The sequence below is a fragment of the Flectobacillus rivi genome (genome assembly GCF_030056655.1).
Lineage (GTDB): Bacteria > Bacteroidota > Bacteroidia > Cytophagales > Spirosomataceae > Flectobacillus > Flectobacillus rivi.
This window is the reverse complement of the sequence record NZ_JASHIE010000009.1, coordinates 109,662-127,960: the sequence shown is the minus strand read 5'-3', so window position 1 is coordinate 127,960 and position 18,299 is coordinate 109,662. Positions and strand designations below refer to the sequence as shown.

General features: G+C 36.6%; 16 protein-coding genes. 6 read left to right on the top strand and 10 right to left on the bottom strand.

Features of this window, described 5'->3' with window-relative positions; genetic code table 11:
* Positions 1-224 precede the first annotated feature (224 nt).
* The 4 genes from QM481_RS13395 (at position 225) to QM481_RS13380 (ending at position 3,499) form a co-directional block, all read left to right on the top strand.
* Complete coding sequence (locus tag QM481_RS13395) at positions 225-1,433, top strand: proline dehydrogenase family protein (protein WP_240915625.1); 1,209 nt, start codon at positions 225-227, stop codon at positions 1,431-1,433.
* 182 nt (positions 1,434-1,615) lie between these two features.
* Positions 1,616-2,287 carry a lipoprotein signal peptidase gene (locus QM481_RS13390; RefSeq protein ID WP_283382116.1) on the top strand — a complete coding sequence of 224 codons (672 nt, stop codon included), beginning with the start codon at positions 1,616-1,618 and terminating at the stop codon, positions 2,285-2,287.
* 18 nt (positions 2,288-2,305) lie between these two features.
* Complete coding sequence (locus QM481_RS13385) at positions 2,306-2,860, top strand: methyltransferase family protein (protein WP_283382115.1); 555 nt, start codon at positions 2,306-2,308, stop codon at positions 2,858-2,860.
* A gap of 105 nt (positions 2,861-2,965) precedes the next feature.
* Positions 2,966-3,499 (top strand): SGNH/GDSL hydrolase family protein, encoded by a 534-nt coding sequence (locus tag QM481_RS13380; RefSeq protein WP_283382114.1) that lies wholly within the window; start codon positions 2,966-2,968, stop codon positions 3,497-3,499.
* A 50-nt stretch (positions 3,500-3,549) separates the two neighbouring features.
* On the opposite strand, the gene QM481_RS13375 is transcribed toward QM481_RS13380, so the two are convergent.
* From QM481_RS13375 to QM481_RS13335, 9 genes are all read right to left on the bottom strand, one after another.
* The gene (locus QM481_RS13375) at positions 3,550-4,128 is read right to left on the bottom strand and encodes an OmpH/Skp family outer membrane protein (RefSeq protein WP_166551294.1); all 579 of its coding nucleotides are present in this window, start codon (positions 4,126-4,128) and stop codon (positions 3,550-3,552) included.
* A 22-nt stretch (positions 4,129-4,150) separates the two neighbouring features.
* Positions 4,151-4,762: an OmpH/Skp family outer membrane protein gene (locus tag QM481_RS13370; RefSeq protein WP_283382113.1), complete on the bottom strand. Its 612-nt coding sequence runs from the start codon at positions 4,760-4,762 to the stop codon at positions 4,151-4,153.
* A gap of 309 nt (positions 4,763-5,071) precedes the next feature.
* On the bottom strand, positions 5,072-7,681 hold the full coding sequence (gene bamA, locus QM481_RS13365; protein ID WP_283382112.1) for an outer membrane protein assembly factor BamA: 2,610 nt from the start codon (positions 7,679-7,681) through the stop codon (positions 5,072-5,074).
* Between the two features lie 83 nt (positions 7,682-7,764).
* The gene (uppS, locus tag QM481_RS13360) at positions 7,765-8,514 is read right to left on the bottom strand and encodes an undecaprenyl pyrophosphate synthase (protein WP_166551291.1); all 750 of its coding nucleotides are present in this window, start codon (positions 8,512-8,514) and stop codon (positions 7,765-7,767) included.
* Positions 8,515-8,866: 352 nt separating this feature from the next.
* A complete protein-coding gene (gene porG, locus QM481_RS13355; RefSeq protein ID WP_166551290.1) occupies positions 8,867-9,547 on the bottom strand; it encodes a type IX secretion system protein PorG in 681 nt (226 codons plus the stop codon).
* A gap of 125 nt (positions 9,548-9,672) precedes the next feature.
* The gene (locus QM481_RS13350) at positions 9,673-10,719 is read right to left on the bottom strand and encodes a DUF6089 family protein (RefSeq protein WP_283382111.1); all 1,047 of its coding nucleotides are present in this window, start codon (positions 10,717-10,719) and stop codon (positions 9,673-9,675) included.
* A gap of 143 nt (positions 10,720-10,862) precedes the next feature.
* Positions 10,863-11,753: an NAD kinase gene (locus QM481_RS13345; RefSeq protein WP_283382110.1), complete on the bottom strand. Its 891-nt coding sequence runs from the start codon at positions 11,751-11,753 to the stop codon at positions 10,863-10,865.
* Between the two features lie 202 nt (positions 11,754-11,955).
* Complete coding sequence (locus tag QM481_RS13340; RefSeq protein WP_166551288.1) at positions 11,956-12,621, bottom strand: CBS domain-containing protein; 666 nt, start codon at positions 12,619-12,621, stop codon at positions 11,956-11,958.
* A 125-nt stretch (positions 12,622-12,746) separates the two neighbouring features.
* Positions 12,747-13,529, bottom strand: coding sequence for an alpha/beta fold hydrolase (locus tag QM481_RS13335; RefSeq protein WP_166551287.1), 783 nt, complete (start codon positions 13,527-13,529; stop codon positions 12,747-12,749).
* 609 nt (positions 13,530-14,138) lie between these two features.
* Here QM481_RS13335 and QM481_RS13330 point away from each other — a divergent pair.
* Positions 14,139-15,359 (top strand): NAD(P)/FAD-dependent oxidoreductase, encoded by a 1,221-nt coding sequence (locus QM481_RS13330; RefSeq protein WP_283382109.1) that lies wholly within the window; start codon positions 14,139-14,141, stop codon positions 15,357-15,359.
* A gap of 275 nt (positions 15,360-15,634) precedes the next feature.
* On the opposite strand, the gene QM481_RS13325 is transcribed toward QM481_RS13330, so the two are convergent.
* Positions 15,635-16,564: an NAD(P)/FAD-dependent oxidoreductase gene (locus QM481_RS13325; protein ID WP_283382108.1), complete on the bottom strand. Its 930-nt coding sequence runs from the start codon at positions 16,562-16,564 to the stop codon at positions 15,635-15,637.
* Between the two features lie 301 nt (positions 16,565-16,865).
* Between QM481_RS13325 and QM481_RS13320 the strand changes: the two genes are divergently transcribed.
* Complete coding sequence (locus tag QM481_RS13320) at positions 16,866-18,188, top strand: vanadium-dependent haloperoxidase (RefSeq protein ID WP_283382107.1); 1,323 nt, start codon at positions 16,866-16,868, stop codon at positions 18,186-18,188.
* The last annotated feature ends 111 nt before the right edge of the window (positions 18,189-18,299 follow it).

The following is an 18,299-nucleotide window of genomic DNA, read 5'->3' as shown; positions in this document are numbered from 1 at the left end:
CACCAAAAGAACTGCAAATTCTAACCAAACAGGGGATTAATAAAAAAATCCTACCCCAATGTATTTTTGTATTATTCTAATATACTATATTTGCACGTTTTAATTAATTTTAAGCAATTAACACACTACTTAACAATGTGATACTAACGGGTTTTTAATTAAAACATTATTTGAAAACTCGATCACCATTTAACAACATATTAGTCGATTTTTCGTCTTTGAACATGACTAAAACATCCATTTCACAACCGATGATGAAGGCCGATAAAATATCCTTTGAGGACATGTCTATCGCATTTTCAGACAAATCTGATTTACAATTAAAGAAGATGTATCTCATCTTTGCAAGTATGAATCAGAACTGGCTTGTAAAGTTAGGAACTTTTTTTATCAAACTGTTCATTTTTCTTCATTTTCCTATCAAAAAACTGATTAAATCTACTGTATTCGAACAGTTTTGTGGAGGCGAAACATTGCAGGAATGCAATAAAGCAATAGAAAATTTGGACAAAGCTAAGATTGGCACAATTTTGGACTATTCCGTGGAGGGAGAAGATAGTGAATCTAGTTTTGAGCTTACAAAAGAAGAAATCCTCAAAACTATTGAAAAAGCGCAGAATAATAGTGCTATTCCCTTCGCCGTTTTCAAAGTAACAGGTATTAGCAGTACTGAATTACTTGAAAAAGTGCAAAGTGAAGTTCCATTGACTGCCGAAGAATCTTCTGCATTTGAAAGAGTTCACCAAAGAATGTTTGATTTGTGTAGTAGAGCTGCTGAACTGCATGTTCGTATTTTTGTTGACGCTGAGGAATCTTGGATTCAAGATGCAATTGATGCCCTGACTTACGACATGATGGCTCGCTTCAACAAGCAAGAATGTATTGTTTATAACACCTTCCAAATGTATCGTAAAGATATGCTTGAGAATTTGAAAGGTGCTACTGAAACTGCTCGTGAAAAGGGTTATTTGCTAGGGGTAAAGCTTGTTCGTGGTGCATACATGGAGAAAGAGAGACAACGTGCTCACGAAGGTAATTACTGCGAGCCTGTTCACGAAACAAAGGAAAATACGGACAAAGATTTTAATCTAGCCGTTGAATATGCTGTAACAAATCGTGATGCTATTTCGATTTGTGTAGGTACTCATAACGAATATAGCTGTAAGTATTTGGCGCAATTAATGGAAAAGAACGGAATTGACGCCAAGGACAAACATTTCTATTTTGCACAGTTATTGGGTATGTCCGACAACATTTCTTACAATTTAGCTCACGCAGGCTACAATGTTGCCAAATATGTTCCGTATGGCCCTGTAGAAGCCGTTATGCCTTATTTGTTCCGTCGTGCTGCCGAAAATACCTCTGTAGCTGGACAAGCAAGTCGTGAGTTTACCTTGATTAAAAAAGAGATGGTACGTCGTCAGAAAAGATAGTGGATGATTTACTAAAGAATAAAAATAAAAACGCCACGAGCTATTTTGTCATCGTGGCGTTTTTATTTTGTACCTTTGCGATTCAAAAGCAACCCCTCGGGTTTGTTCAACCATTTAATGTACTAACTGCCACCTAGCTCATGGACTTGTGAGAGTTTTGATGTGGCAAAATTCTAAACAAAATGTTTCGTTCCCCATACAAATATTTTTGGCTTACTTTCTTACTTATCGTCATCGACCAAATTATTAAGCTTGCTATTTATCATTTTTTGAAATATGAAGGCAACGAAGTTCCTATCATTGGCGATTTTGTTAAACTTCATTACGTTCTTAATAAAGGAATGGCGTTCGGTATTACGCTTGATTTTCTTCCGCAAGGATATAGCAAAATTGTATTGAGTCTTTTCAGAGTTTTTGCTATGATTGGTATTGGTTATTATCTAACAAAACTTGCTAAAAAGAACGCTCATGAGGGTTTGCTTTGGAGTATTGCAGCTATTTTGGGTGGAGCAATTGGAAACGTAATTGACAGTACATTTTATGGTGTATTATTACACAATGCTCCGTATGACTCTCCTACCCCATGGTTTCATGGTCAAGTAATCGATATGTTTTTCTTTGACTTCTATCAAGGATGGATTCCAGAATGGGTTCCTGTTTGGGGAGGAAGTTGGTATTCAACGCCGATATTCAATTTTGCCGATGCTGCGATTTTCTGTGGTGTGATGGCTATTATGATCTGGCAAAATACTTTCTTTGCCTCTTTGGAAGCAAAACCTGTACAAGTAGAACAAACAGAGGATACTGACATTAACGCCACTGATACAAGTGAACCTGTATCTTCTCAAGAATAGCTATAAATTGATAAAAATATGAAAATAGAAATTATCATTGGCATATTATGGATTGTGTATGGAGCACTTCATTCTGCTTTAGCATCCAATGAAGTAAAAAATAAAATTAACTTTCCTTACTACAGATTAGCCTATACAATACTTTCTGTAGTACTAATGATTCCTATCCTATATTTTCAAATAACAACTCCTTCTCAGTTATTAATGCCTACAAGCACTGCTAATAGTATTTTTGGAGGATTGATGATTATTCTGGGGGTTTACATGTTGTTTATTTCCTTCAAACAGTACGATTTAAAAGCATTTCTAGGCATACAGGCCGAGGCTCCTGCTCAACTAATCACTGATGGTCTTATGAGTGTTGTTAGACATCCACTCTATTTAAGCACGCTTGTTATTGTCTGGGGGGTATTTGGTATCACAGGAACAGCCAACAATCTTGCTATGGCATTGGCATTGACTGCTTATATTCGTATTGGAATTTATTTTGAAGAAAAAAAGTTGGTCCAAATTTTTGGTAAAACTTATGAAAAATACCAAAAGGAAGTTCCTATGTTAATTCCAAAACTGTAGGAAGTATACTCGAAAATGAAACTTGCTCTCAAAATATCTTTGCTGCTCAACCTTCTGTTTGTAGCAGCTTTTTTTTGGCTTTTAAGAAAGTATTCTGATAAGTTTATGCAAAAGTTATTTCCAGAAAATGCTACAATTCTCCTACTTGGAGACTCTATTCTTGCACAAGAAAATTGGAGTAAATGGTTGAGAAGGCTTGATATCAGTAATCAAGCTTATGGAGGGGCAATTACGCAGCAAATAAGATGGAATATAGGTAAAGGGTTTCCTGAAAAAACAAAGCTCGTTATCCTGAATGGTGGAATTAATGATTTATTTTCGGGAGTACCTGTAGAGCATATTCTGGATAATTATGCGTTTTTTATTCAGCAGTCAAAGAAACAGTCTATCCAACTTATCATCAATAGCTGTATATATACCGAAAATCAGGCTGAAATTAATCAAAAGGTAAAAGAACTCAATGAAGGTTTGTTACGGCTCTGTAATCGAGAAAAAATCCCATTCTGCGATATAAATACTAAACTTAGCGAAAATGGTTTTTTATTGAGTGCCTTTAGTATTGATGGCGTTCATTTACAAAAAAATGCCTATCAAGTCTGGTCTGAAATGTTGTTAGAATTAATTACAAGCGCCCCATAAAAAAAGCCCAAGATAAATCTTGGGCTTTTTTATTATCGAAAAATCAACGATTATTTCTTTGGAGCAGCTGGAGTAGTTGCCGCTGGAGCAGCAGTTACTGGCTTAGGAGTTACACCCATTTTCTTCAATACTAAATCAGAGATATTAGCATCGTCTGGAGCATGCAATACGATTGGTGTTGTACCTTGACCAGCATCGTAGTTGAATACGTAAGTGTAAGCATTTTCTTTAGCTACTACGTGCATATTGTCTTCGATTTTTTTCAACAATGGTTGCAACAATTGAGCTTGTTTCTTTTGCAAAGAAGTTGCTGAAGATTGACGGAACTCTTCAATCTCGTTTTGAAGGTTTTGCAAGTTTTTCTCTTTGTCAGCTTTGATTACGTCATTCATTGTAGCTTGATTTTTTTCGTAATCAGCATATTTAGCTTGAAAATCTTTGATTTTACCTTGCAACAAGTTTTCATATTGAGTTTGCGTAGTTTTCAATTCAGCTTCTACTTGTTTTGCTTCTGGCAATTGGTTCAATACGTAATCTAAGCTAATGTAACCAATTTTTGTTTGTGCATTTACGTTAGAGGTAGCCAATGCCACAATAGCAAACAAGGCGATAAAAAATTTGTTCTTCATTTTTGTCATTTGGATTTGTTAATTAGTTTTTTTTGTTTGTTTTCGCTTTTGAGTTTCCTGCTGGCTCCTCTTTGGCATTGTTTTGTTCTTCTTTTTCTTTTTCCTTTAACTGTTCAACCGAGATACCCAATTCTTCCATCACATAATCGGTATAGTCATGGGTAGGATTTGTGTAAATCATTACTAGACTATCAGAGGCTTTATCAAAGATAAAATCAAGTCTTTTTAGCTTAACGATTTTTTCTGTAGCCTTCACAATCTGGTCCAAAATAGGACGCATAATTTCTTGTTTCTTCTTAAAAAGCTCTCCATTCAATCCAAATACTCGATTTTGAAGTTCTTTTACCTCTTTATCTTTATCAGCGATGGTTCGGAGTCTCTGCTGACGCATTTCCTCTGTAAGCAATACTTCTTCGGCACGATACGCTTTTTCAAGTTTGGCAACTTCCTCGTTTTTCTCAGAAATTTCCTTCACCCATTTAGTCGTGAGTTTTTCTATATCTTCTTGCGCCTTTTGGTATTCAGGCATTTTGGAAGTAATGTACTCTGTATCGATATAGCCAATCTTTTGTCCGAAGCTACTCATACAAGCACTAAAGAAAACCAAAATTAGTAAAAAAATCTGCTTATTCACGGTGATAAGGGTTATTTAGTTGAAACTAAGGAAGGTTCTGTATGTGCTTATAAATGTATTAATTGAGGTGGCATCTACAGTTCCTGATTAGCATTTGGTAGAACATTAACGTCGAAGCTCTTCGTAATATTGAATCTTGAATTCCCTAAATTCAGAGATTAACAAATGCTTAACAAATATATACTGAATTTGCCAAGTGTAAAATTACTACTGATAAAACTCCTTCAGAAACTATGGATTCTATCCTTTACAGAAACAAAGGGTAATAAGAACCATAATTCCTATTACCCTTTGCTAAGTATCAATAAACTATCGGATTTGTTGACCGATTGAGAAAGTAAAGGCTTGGCGACCAAAATCTGACACACCAGGAACTTTATCAAATGCCCAACCATAATCGATACCAATCATACCAAACGCTGGCATGAAGATACGTGCACCAACACCCGCTGATTTATACAACTTGAATGGGTTGTATTCTTGATAGTTGGCAAAGTTGTTACCACCTTCAGCAAAAGCTAATAAGAAAATCGTTGCCGATGGGTTAAGCGATACTGGGTAACGCATTTCCATTACAAACTTATTGTAAGCAACCCCACCATTTGGCACTGTTCCTTGCGAACCTAAAATACGATCTTTATAACCTCTCAAACCAATAATGTCACGGCTAGCAATCGTATAACCTGTCATCATACCCGAACCACCTACGTCAAAACGCTCGAATACAGAGATTGCTTTGTTAGGGTTATAACTACCCAAGAAACCCATGTGCGTGCGCATGTGGAACACTAGCTTACTAGTAATTGCCGTAAACCAACTGGCATCAAACATCCATTTGTGATATTCAATCAAAGTACTATTGGTATTACCACTTATTAACGAGTATGGAGGTGTTAAAGATGCTGTTAATGAGAAACTAGATCCATAACGAGGGAAAGTTGGGTTGTCAATACTGTTACGAGACAAGTTTGTTACAAAAGCAATTGACAATGATTTTCCTTCTGGGTATCCATAATAACTTGAACCTAAGCCCGCAATATCAATCAATGATAATGAAAGTGAGTTACTCAATGAGAAATAGTCATCAGGCCATTTCAAACGTTTTCCTAAACTAAATGACAAACTTGTACTGTTGAAGTGAGCACTGTTTTGAGCAGTTGTAGCACTATCCTGTTGTGCTGTTGTCAAAGTCGAGGTTGATGTTCCTGTACCATATCCATAGCCGTATCCATAACCATAGCTACCGTAGGCATAAGGGTTAGACAAATAATTGTATTGCTGAATCTTATACGGATACGAGATATTACGGCTCAAGGTTACAGAGAATGAGTTTGGCTTTTTACCACCTAACCAAGGCTCCGTAAATGACAATGAGTAGTTTTGATAAGCAACCCCATTCGCTTGGAAACGTACTGATAATTTTTGTCCATCACCTGAAGGGAGTGGTTTCCAAGATTCCCAGTTACCAATATTTTTGGCAGAGAAGTTGTTGAAAGTTACTCCTAGCGTACCCACAAATCCGATATAACCACCCCAACCACCAGACAATTCAATTTGGTCAGAAGGTTTTTCTTCTACGTTGTATTCAATATCTACCGTACCATCCGCTTTTGGAATTGGGTTTGGCGTAATCTTTTCAGGGTTGAAGTATCCAATTGTTGATAATTCACGAACTGTACGAATAATCGCCGACTTATTGAATTTTTGTCCTGGCAATGTTCTAATCTCACGCATTACTACGTGGTCAGAAGTTTTGGTATTACCATTTACAATTACTTTGTTGATAGTTGCTTGTTTACCTTCAGTGATTCTGAAAGTAATATCGATCGAGTCACCTACTACGGCCGTTTCAACTGGTTCACATTGGAAATACAAATAACCATTGTCCATGTATGCCGAACTTACGTCTTCCTGAGGTTTTCCGTTCAAGCGTTTTTCTAAATCTTCTGTATTGTAGATATCACCTCTCTTAACCCCTAAAATTTCAGTAAGTACTGAGTCAGGATAGATATAGTTACCCTCCCAGAAAATATTACGGTAGTGATACTGACGACCTTCTTCCATTCTGAAAATCACCTTTACCGTTTTATCGCTATCCTTAAATACTGAGTCTTTCAAAATTTGAGCATCACGATAACCTTTTTTATTGTAGTACTCAATCAGCTTGCCTTTGTCTTCTTCAAATTTCTTAGGGACATATTTTGAAGGGGTAAATATTCTCCAAAATTTCTTTTCCTTAGTTCCTTTCAACTTGCGTTTCAAAGTGCTAAGTTTCATTTCTGACACACCATCAAACTCAATTTTCGAGATTTTTACTTTATCGCCTTTCTTAATATAAATCTTCATGGTAGCATTGTTACCACGCAACGTATCTGTTCTTTCTGCAATCTTGATACCTACATTCAGATATCCTTTTTCTTGATAATGCTTTTTGATAGCCAGCTCAATATTTTTCTTTACTGTGGCTGTAATAATTTTACCTTTATAGGTCTTAATTTTATCAGAAAGCGTTTCTTGTTCTCCTTTTCTGATACCGTTATATTCGATTCTGAAAAGACGTGGGCGTTCTTTTAGGTGGATCACTAACCAAATTTTATCACCTTCGATTTTCGCAGCTTGTACTTCTACCTCTTCAAGAATACCTTGATCCATTAATTTCTTGATAGCAGAAGAAACAGCATCTCCAGGTACTTTGATTTTATCGCCAACGCGAAGCCCCGAAAGGGTAATCATCGAGTTTCCATCATAAAATTTAGAACCCGTTACCACGATATCCGCAATTTCATACTCTTGAGGTGAAGCATAGTTAAGCTCTGTTTGAGCTGGAGTTGCAGGACGCCCCATACCACCAAATCTCAACTGAGCTTGCGTAATAAATGAAAGAAGGGTTAAGCAAAACAGAAAGGAATATTTCTTCATTGTATAGTTTTTGTTAGTCATAATTAGAGGTATGTTGTGTGTGGCATACCTTTGGCTAACTATTCTGTGACACGCTCTTTGTTTTATATACTTTTTTTAATCTGTTCGGATGTTCGGCCAAATCTTCTTTCTCTTGCCTGATAATCGCCAATCGCAATATGTAGATGCTCACGACGGAAATCTGGCCAGAAAAGATCCTCAAAGATGTAGAGTTCCGCATAAGCTAGTTGCCAAAGCATAAAGTTACTTATACGGTGATCGCCACCTGTGCGAATCATTAAATCTGGGTTCGGGATACCTTTTGTGTCAAGTGAAAGTTCAAAAACGGATTCATTGATGTCGTCAAGACCAATCGAACCTTCCTTCACTTGTTGTGCTAATTTCTTAGCTGCATTAACAATATCCCATTTGCCACTGTAGCTCAACGCCAAAATCACGGTTAAGCCTGTATTATTTTTGGTATCCTCAATAGCTGACAACAATTCTCTACGTGAATAATCAGGTAAAGCGCTTGTATCGCCGATGGTGTCCAAGCGCACATTGTTTTTGTGCATCGTTGGAACCTCCTCTTTAATCGTTTTTACAAGCAAATTCATCAAACCATCTACCTCTGCTTTAGGTCTATTCCAGTTTTCGGTAGAAAAAGCATAAAGCGTTAAGTATTTCACTCCTAATTCGCCACAGCCTTCTATCACGTCTTTAACTGCTTTAAGGGCATTACGATGTCCAAAAATTCTATCAGTAAAGCCTTTTTGCTTGGCCCAACGGCCGTTTCCGTCCATGATAACGGCTATGTGTTTTGGTAGATTGTTTCGGTCTAATTGTTCTTTCACTGATTTAACACTTTTTAACAAACAGTTGGATTCAAAAGGGCTTATTCTACGCTCATTTGCTAGTTTTTGAACCAATTTGATGGTTTCAAAAAGCTTTCAACTCTAGCTCTATTCTATCCTAAAATGCCCTAAAAGCCTCTAATTTACATGAATCTATTAAGATTATTGCAAATTTAACGAAATAAACCCCCTATTCAAAATGACAGGAAGCCATATTGGGGACTTCCAGTGGTCTTTGAACTATAAAAATCAAAAGCGCCCATTTAGTATTACCTAAATGAGCGCCATCACTGGTATCATATTTTAAGGCTTAATTAAGTCCTCTTTTGTTTCTTCTCTCGTACTCTGCAACTTAGTTTGGTGGACAATAAATTTTGATGAATTTAAAACTCAGCGTCAAACTTGTATAATAATACATATCGCCTTTAGAATAATCGTTTTGTTGTGTTTTAGGTAAAGAAGGATCATTTCCACCTAAATTATCCAAATAATCTGTAAAGGTCTTCCTTGTTCCAAACTCCAAATTCAAATCCCAAGGTCCTTTAATGTTGTATTTGATACCCACACCAAAAGGCAAGACAATCTGATTTTGTTTGTAGTCAGCCGAAGGGTTATCTCTTGGGGAAAACTTCATAAAACCAACACCTCCAAAAACATACGGAGACCAATCTTTATGATAGCGATGATACTGGTAATTAAAAAAGTTATACTCAGCTGTCAAACTCAATTCATTGATGGTTGTTGAAAAGTTCTTTCCTCGTTGCTGATTGAACGGGTCACTGCTATTTTTATCATCCCCAGCTATACTTCCCATCAAAGCACTTGCCCGAAATGACAAATCTTTTTTGAGATTGTAACGAAAAAACAAATTTCCCCCCAGCTTTGCCGTGCCTATTTGTAAATCTGGGGAAATATCGCCTTTGTAGTTCATTGCCCCTAATCCTGCACCAATTTCAATTTTTTGAGCCCACAACTGCGTAGAGTACACACTAGCAATGGCGACAATCAACACATAAACTCTCAAGTTGGTCATAAAATAATGGAAAAGTAGTTTTTTACGGAACAAAAAAGTCAGGCATTAAATCCTGACTTTTAGGCTTGTAGAGTATTTTTAAATTACTTTTATAAGTAAAAAATATATCAATTTTTTATAATCTTCTAACGAAGTGGCGGACACTTTATTTTAGTTGGAATATAATAAATCAACTTCACAGAAGTAAGCATGTAGGAGTCCTTATATTTGCTATTACCACGAGAATCTGTACGATCTGAAAACCCGGGCACCGACTGATAGGTAAATGGATCCACCCCTGAACCTGGATTATAAACACCTATCGAAGTAAGATAGTTGATAACACCATTCGTACGGTCTTTACCCGAATACGCTGCAGTTCTCTCTAAAGTACGATTTGCCATCGCTACAGACAAGGCACTTTGTGTTCCTAAATCGGCTGGATCGGCATAATACCCACCTACATCATCAAGATAATCGGTCATCGTAAATCTATAACCAATTTCAAATCCTAAGTCAAAATTATGATTGAGTTTGTATCTCACACCAATCCCAAGTGGTGCCGAAACGCTGATTAACGAATAAGGTTGCGCATACCCTGGCAAACCTTGTCCTTCGGTATGAAGAGGTTGTAAACGTACCCACTCACTTTGGTCAGGAAACAAAGTTTTATCAGGTTTTGCCATAGGATCATGAGCAAAAACAGCTACTCCGCCAAAAATATAAGGAATAACCGCTGCACGACGAGCAGAGCCTTTGGCAGTTCTTACAAAGTCATATTGTCCAACAATTGAGAATTCTTTGATGTCATTTCGAAAATGAAGATTGCGCATAAAGTTTGCCTCGTATCCAGCCACGCCATCCATGTAGTTGTCATCACCAAAAATTCGAGCCCATGTCAAGCCAAATCTTAAGCCAAATTGTGGGGATAACTGACGAGTAAAATTAAAGGAGGCATTCCAGCGAACGCCATTGATAGTGGACTGTAAAAAGCGGTTGTATGGCGATAGTTCTCCATAATAGTGTGATGATCCTACACCAATGCTCACTGACGAATAAGCCTCGAATGTCTTTCTTTTCTTTGGCTGGTCTTTACTTCCGAATAAGTTCGAAAACTTGAATTGAGCATGACTCTCATGGAAACCAAACACACCTAACATCAAGAAAAACACTAGTGCAATATTTTTTTTCATAAGTCGGGTCTGAATAACTTCTGGTTTGACAGCGTGATTATTTGCGATTGTTAAGGTAAATATATGTTAATAAACGTTAATATTTTGCTTTTGGTATGCTGACTAATTTTTTGAAACGTTAATTATCGAATACACCACTCCTACTAATTTCGAATATCAAGTCCCCAATTCAATTTACTTCTTAACGTATTGAGAAAATTAGTATTGGATAATTTCACCAAATTAGCCTTGAACTTTTCTCTTTCCATTCTGATTTTCACATTTCCATCCACTACTTTCGACCGTGCATCTAGTGAAATCAAATAATTGGCACTTCTACTTTCTACTTCAAAATCTAATATTGAGTCTGTTGTCACAACCAATGGTCTAACATTCAAATTGTGAGGACTCATTGGAGCTATTACAAAGATATCAGAACTTGGCATTACTAAAGGTCCACCAACACTCAAATTATATCCTGTAGAACCTGTAGCAGTAGCGATAATCAAGCCATCAGCCCAATAAGCATTGAGATATTCGCCATTAAGATATGCCTTAACAACAATCATAGAAGAGGTGTCGGTCTTCATGATTCCCAATTCATTGAGCCCAAAATTCAAGCCATCGAATATATCAACAGCGTTTCCGTTCAATTGTGTGCTAATACTCACAAGCGTACGTTTATCGAGACTATAATGTTCTTTGAATAGCTCATCTAGGCTCTCTTGAATTTTATCAGGTGAAATAGTCGCTAAAAAACCAAGACGACCAGTATTGATACCCAAAATTGGTATTTCATAATCTCCTACATGCGTAACAGCATCGAGCAAAGTACCATCGCCACCCAAGCTAAAAACAAATTGGGCACCAGCTAGGTCTTTTTGAGAAGTATATATCGAGGTTGAATTGTAAACAATTCCTTTTTCTTGGAGAAATTTATGATACGATTCAGAGATTTGCAACGATACCCCTTTTGCATCGAGGGTATCAAACATTGTTTGTACAAAAGGCTTTACGGAATCGTTGAAATTACGCCCATGAATGGCTATTTTCATTCTACTACAAATTCTTATATTACTACAAAATCAAACAAAAGGGGCTTTTCAACAAAACACAAAGAAAATAGTATTTTGCTTTTTTTCTCCCATAAACAAAAGAAGAGATTCATTTTGGAAAAGGCAAATTTAAGGCTTGATTTTGCAAGAAATAATAAAACCCATAAGATTTAGTTCATTCTTATGGGTTTTCAATATTTTATTACAAATCTAAATATTTCATCAGCATGTCGAATCGCTCTTTGTCGGGAGTCACAATTGGTTCAAAGGCATAAGCTCCAATTATGTGATACTCAAAACGTTCGAGAGTAGCTACCACTGGTGATATATCTCTTCGATTGAGCTTGAGTGTTAAAATATCTCGATAATTCGACGATTCATCTCCACTTGTGTAATAACTGCTAATGACTTTGGTATCGTTTGCCTCTATCAACCTACTGATTTCAGAGAGCGAATAGTCTCGATTACTGATAGCAATTTCGATGATAGCCCCTAACTCTTGCGAACCTAACTTTTTGGTTAGCTCATTGAGGAGCTCGTTCACAAGGATAGTTCCCACAAAACGATGTTCGTGATCAACTACCGCAATCACTTCTAAGTCAAATTTTTGAGATTGAGCCAATACCTCATATAGGTGTTGGGTTTCTAATACAAAAACCTCTGGACACTCAGGCTGCAAGGCCACCATCGGCAATGATTCATCAGCATCTAACAGTATATCTTGACTTATCAATCCTCTGTATTCGGTATCTTCTACAATTGCAAGTTGCCCAACCTTATAATCCTCCATCCACCCCAAAGCGTCTCCAACGGTGTCACTGGATTTCAGAATGGGTAAAACATGATTTATTATATCTTTTGCAAGCATTGTAATAAAGTGGTAAGTTGTTCTCAATAGCAAAACTCAAGAAACGGACTTCTTATTGTTCTCTATTTTTTAAAATTAATGATTTAATGGCAACTTCCCAATTCGATAAGTCAAATATTTGCTTGCTAACACGCCAATTCTAACTGCGTAATGGGTGTTTTTTCTAACCAAGTACTTAATATCTTATTAAACTCTTCAGGACGTTCCATCATTGGAGCGTGGCAGCACTTGTCGATAAAGTGTAATTCTGAGTTTTCAATCAATCTATTAAACTCATGCCCTACCTGTGGCGGAGTGATGGTATCATTAAGTCCCCACACCAACAAGGTCGGTACTTTAATATTAACCACTTCTTTCGCCATATTGTTTCTTTGAGCCGATTTTGCAATAGCAATAATGCGAATTACCTTTTGTGCGCTATTAGTAATATCAAAAACTTCGTCAATTAGTTCCTTTGTCGCAGTTTGAGGCTCATAAAATGTATATTCTACACGCTCTTTGATGTATTCGTAGCTTCCACGCTTAGGATATGAACCACCCATGCCGTTTTCGAATAGTCCAGAACTACCTGTCAATACCAATCTTTTCACTTTGGTAGGATTTTTTAACGTAAATATCAACCCTACGTGACCACCCAACGAATTACCTAACAGTGTCAAGTTGTCTAACCCCTTCCAATTAACAAATCCTTCGATAAATTCGGTTAATCCCTCACAGCCAGCCTTTGTGATAGGCATAGTGTAAATAGGCATCATTGGAATAATTACACGATAGTCTTTTTTGAAGCCTTCGATAACTCCCTCCCAGTTGCTCAATGCACCGAAAAGGCCATGCAACAACATCAAGGTTTCGCCTTGTCCTTCGTCGATATATTTATATCCGTTTCCTTCGTGAATCTGGTAGTTCATAACTATTTGAGGTTTGAAATTCCGATTGAATCAAGTATTCAAAATTCAATCTCATGGTTCGATTAGTTTTTGGATAAATTCAATAATTTTCTGAATAAAAATTAGCACAATATAATCTATAAGAACAATAGACTTTTAAGCTTTTTTCTAAAAAATACACTTTGCCCTAATATTCATAAAATCATCTTCTTGCGAAACCTTAAAATGGTTTTGTTCAATTTTAGAAGTGAATTATCTCTATGCAAAATAACAAAAAATATCTAAAATAATCCTAGTTTTTACGAACTACGCTCAAAATTCTTTTCAAAAAATCTGTCTAAAAATATATTTAATCAATCATAATTACCTAAAAAACAGACATTTAAAATAAAAAACATAATATAGATGATTTTATTCATTTTATAAAAAATTAATAATTCAGTATTTTACGCTTAAAATCGCAAATTTTTAATATATAAAAATAATACAATTTTCCTTTATTTTGTCATACAGCATATAAACACCCTTAAAACAGATTTTTGTCAGGGGGATTATTTTTGTTTAATATTTTTTAAACAAAACATATCATTTCGTGCTTAAAGTTTATACAAAGACATAAAAACGAAGTATATGGTACTCATAATTGGAGCAGGAATTGCTGGTTTAAGTTGCGCTTCTTACCTACATTCAAAGGGCGTGGAAATACGCATTTTAGAGGCATCGGACGGTATTGGAGGACGCGTGAGAACGGATATAGAAAATGGATTTTTACTAGATAGAGGTTTTCAAATTTTACTGACAGCATATCCAGAAGCACAACAATTATTAAACTTTGAAGCACTTGATCTGAAGGAATTCAAATCTGGAGCACTTATCAAAACCGAACAAGGGTTTACCACGCTCGCTAATCCATTTAAGGAGCCTAGCGAATTGTTAAGTTCATTATTTTCATCAGTTGGTTCCTTAGGTGACAAACTCCGTGTTGCCAGATTAAGCTGGGAAACGCAGGGGCTCGATGAAGAGATTATGGAAAAACCTACGCAATCGACATTAGACTTCTTGAAGGCTTATGGATTTTCGGAAAGCTTTATCTATCAGTTTTTCAAACCATTTTTTGGAGGTGTTTTTCTGGAAAACGAGTTAGCGACTTCAGCTTCTTTCTTCAGATATATTTTTGGGAAATTCTATGATGGCGAAGCGACTATTCCTGCCAATGGTATGCAGCAAATCGCCAAACAGATAGCATCAAAATTACCAGCAAATACCATTCGTTTGAATACTAAGGTGAGTAAAATCCAAGGAAATACGGTAGTTCTTTCTAATGGAGAGCATATTTTGGCTAATCAGATAGTCGTTGCTACTGATAGTTACCAAGCAGCTCAATTGTTGAATCAACCCTTACCTACTCAATTCAACAGTACTATTTGTAGTTATTTTGAGGCTCCAAAGTCGCCGTTAAATAAACCTATGTTGGCTTTGAATCCCAATAGAAATAGTTTGATTCACAATTTGTGTGTGCCTAGCGATATTTCATCACATTACGCCCCTGAAGGAAAAGCCTTAGTTTCAGTTTCTACACAAAATGCGCCTTCTCTTTCGGATGAAGCTTGGGAGAAACAGCTAAGAATGGAATTAAAAGATTGGTTTGGTACTGAAGTGGATTCATGGAAATTTTTGAAAAAATATGAAATTAAAGAATCATTGAATGCTTTTCCAGCGGGAAGTGTGTTGAATCCTCAGTTCAAAATATCGGAAAACTTGTACCAATGTGGTGACTGGACGAGCTACCCTTCTCTCAATGCCGCAATGATGTCGGGACGAAAAGTAGCTGAGCTAATTACTAAATCTTGATATAGATAAATATGAGTCATACCTAGCGTGGTTTCATCAATATGAGTCATCCCTAATTTAGCGATTTAGTGATTGAGCGAGTGAGTGATTATGTAAAAATTTGTATCCCATCAGTAGAGACGCAATGATTGCGTCTCAAGCCATTCATATCTAGCATAGTAGCATCAAAAAAGCGGTCGAAAAATATTTTCCGACCGCTTTTTTAATAAAAACTTGGAGAATAACCCCAATCCTAAAATTCGGGATAACTCATGCTTATTAGCACACTTCAATATCTAGCAAATCGCCTGAGCAATAGCTTCTCCAGACAAAAACGCTCCTTCGACGTTACCAATACCAAAAGCATCGCCACCAATACAAATAGGATAATTTTTTAATTGAAGAAAGCGCGCAGTCGCTCGTTGTGATGCCAAGGCATATCTCCAACGATGTATCTGATAAGTATCTATCTGTTCAACATTCACTATATCCGAAACCGAGGCGATTAATTCCGAAGCCACCTTTTCAGCATTCTCTTCAAGATGCGACTGCGAGTAATCCGCAGAAGCATGAATTGTTATGGTTGGATTCTCTGTCAAGCCTTTTTCAGCGTTATCTACTATCCATGAGACAGGACTATTTTCTAAAATTCTTCCCCCAGTAATAGTATTATCGAAAGTCTTGAGCTTTGCCATAACTGCCCAGCATGGGTCATATTGGATAGAACTTAGAATATTTTCTTCATCTGCTTCAAGCAAAATATCTGAATCTTCAAACAATTGTAAAACCTGAGGGATTGGAGCAGAAATAATTAATTGGTCAAAGTCATATTGTTCTTCCGATTCTGTAAAAGCTACTCCATGAGCTATTCGTACAATTTTCTGGCTCAATTTTACGTCAAGTCCTTGAGCCATAAATTTAGGAAGAGTGTTCATCCCATCAGGGCAAATATATCGAGGGTGGGTTCTGTCGCTCACTTTCCAAGATTTAATAATATGCTGTTTCTCTGCTTCATCAATAAATTCTTGAAAAATCGTTGACTTGACCGAAAAATATTGAGCACCATGATCGGCTTTGGTATCGGCAAATCTTCTGGTAGCCATTCTACCTCCGACGCCCCTCCCCTTGTCTACAATCGTCACTTCAAAAGAAGCGTGTGAAAGAACTTGCGCCGCACGAAGTCCAGCTATTCCAGCTCCGATAATAAGAATTTTCTGTTTTGTCATATCCTATAAATTGGTATTTAACAACAAAACTTCATTCTATCAGAATTGTTAACACAATCTTCGATTTGCAATCAAAAAGCCAATTTTTCTCTGAATTTTTCAAGATTTTATCAAATAGTTATAAAAATCAGCTCGAATACTGATAGAAATAGCCATTATTCCTTCAAAGATTTTATTAACTTTGGCAATACAAGTATTGTTGGTAAACAATTATATATAAAACACAGAATCTATTTCGAAAACTGCAAAAAGAACCTACTCGTTAACCATTTTTGCATTAACCAAAAACTATACTTCTCAGATGAAAAAACTATTCCTTTTTGTATTGCTAGCTACTGCAATCTTTAGCTGTAAAAAAAGTAATGAAAATTGGCAGCAAGCAGCATCAAATCCAGAATTTTTAAGGAGAACACAGTCACAACTTACCGAATCTATCATTCATGACATTTTTGCACCTCCAGTATCTAGCCGTATTTATATGTATTCGGCACTAGCAGCATACGAAGCGTTGGCAGCAGGCAACTCTAATTACCAATCAATGGTAGGACAGTTGAAAGGATTCAAAAAAGTAGCAAAACCAGAAGCAGGTAAAGAGTATTGCTATCCAGTGGCAGCTGTACATGCCTATCTAACTATTGGTAAAAGCTTGACTTTTGCACAAGAAGTTTATGTTGATTTTGAGAAAAAACTTGAACAGGATTATAAAGCAACAGGTATTCCAAGTGATGTATATGAGCGTTCGATAGCCTTCGGTGATTCGATAGCGGCATCAATTATGAATTACTCAAAAGGAGATAATTACAAACAAACTCGTGGTTTTCGTTATACTGTAACTCAGAAAAAAGGGACTTGGGTACCTACTCCTCCTGCGTACATCGATGCAGCAGAGCCATATTGGTCAAAAATCCGTCCTACGACATTGGATACCTCATCTCAGTTTATGCCCCCAAAACCATACGAATACGATATGGCTAAAGGAAGTAAGTATTATGACATGGTAATGGATGTTTACAATACGATTAATAATCTTACTGAAGAGCAAAGAAACATTGCCAATTTTTGGGATTGTAATCCATTCAAAATGAATATTACAGGTCATGCCATGTTTGCTACTAAAAAAGTTTCTCCTGGGGGTCACTGGATGGCGATTGTGACACAAACATCTCGTCAACTAAAAGCCGATATTTATCAAACCTCAGAAGCTTACTTGTTGACTTCAATGGCTGTTTTCGATGGATTTATTTCTTGTTGGGACGAAAAATATCGTTCTGTTAAAGTTCGTCCAGAAACGGTTATCAATGAAGTAGTGGACAAAAACTGGCAACCAGTTCTTCAAACGCCTCCTTTTCCAGAATATCCTTCAGGACACTCTGTAATTTCAGGGGCAGCCTCGGTTGCATTATCGAGTGTATTAGGTGACAATATAGCCTTTGCAGATTCTTCTGAAATGCAATACGGTTTGCCTGTTCGTAATTTCAAATCGTATAAAGATGCCGCAGAAGAAGCTTCTATTAGCCGACTTTACGGCGGTATTCACTTCCGTCCAGCGTTAGATTTAGGTCTAGAGCAAGGTCGTAAAGTAGGTAATTGGGTAATCACAAAGGTGAAGACACGCAAGAAATAAAACGGTTTATCTGTATAAATCTCACGAAGTCCCAAATTTCATCGTAAATTTGGGACTTCGTTGCTTATAAGCAACTAGGAGCAAATCCACCAATAAGACTTTTTACATCAT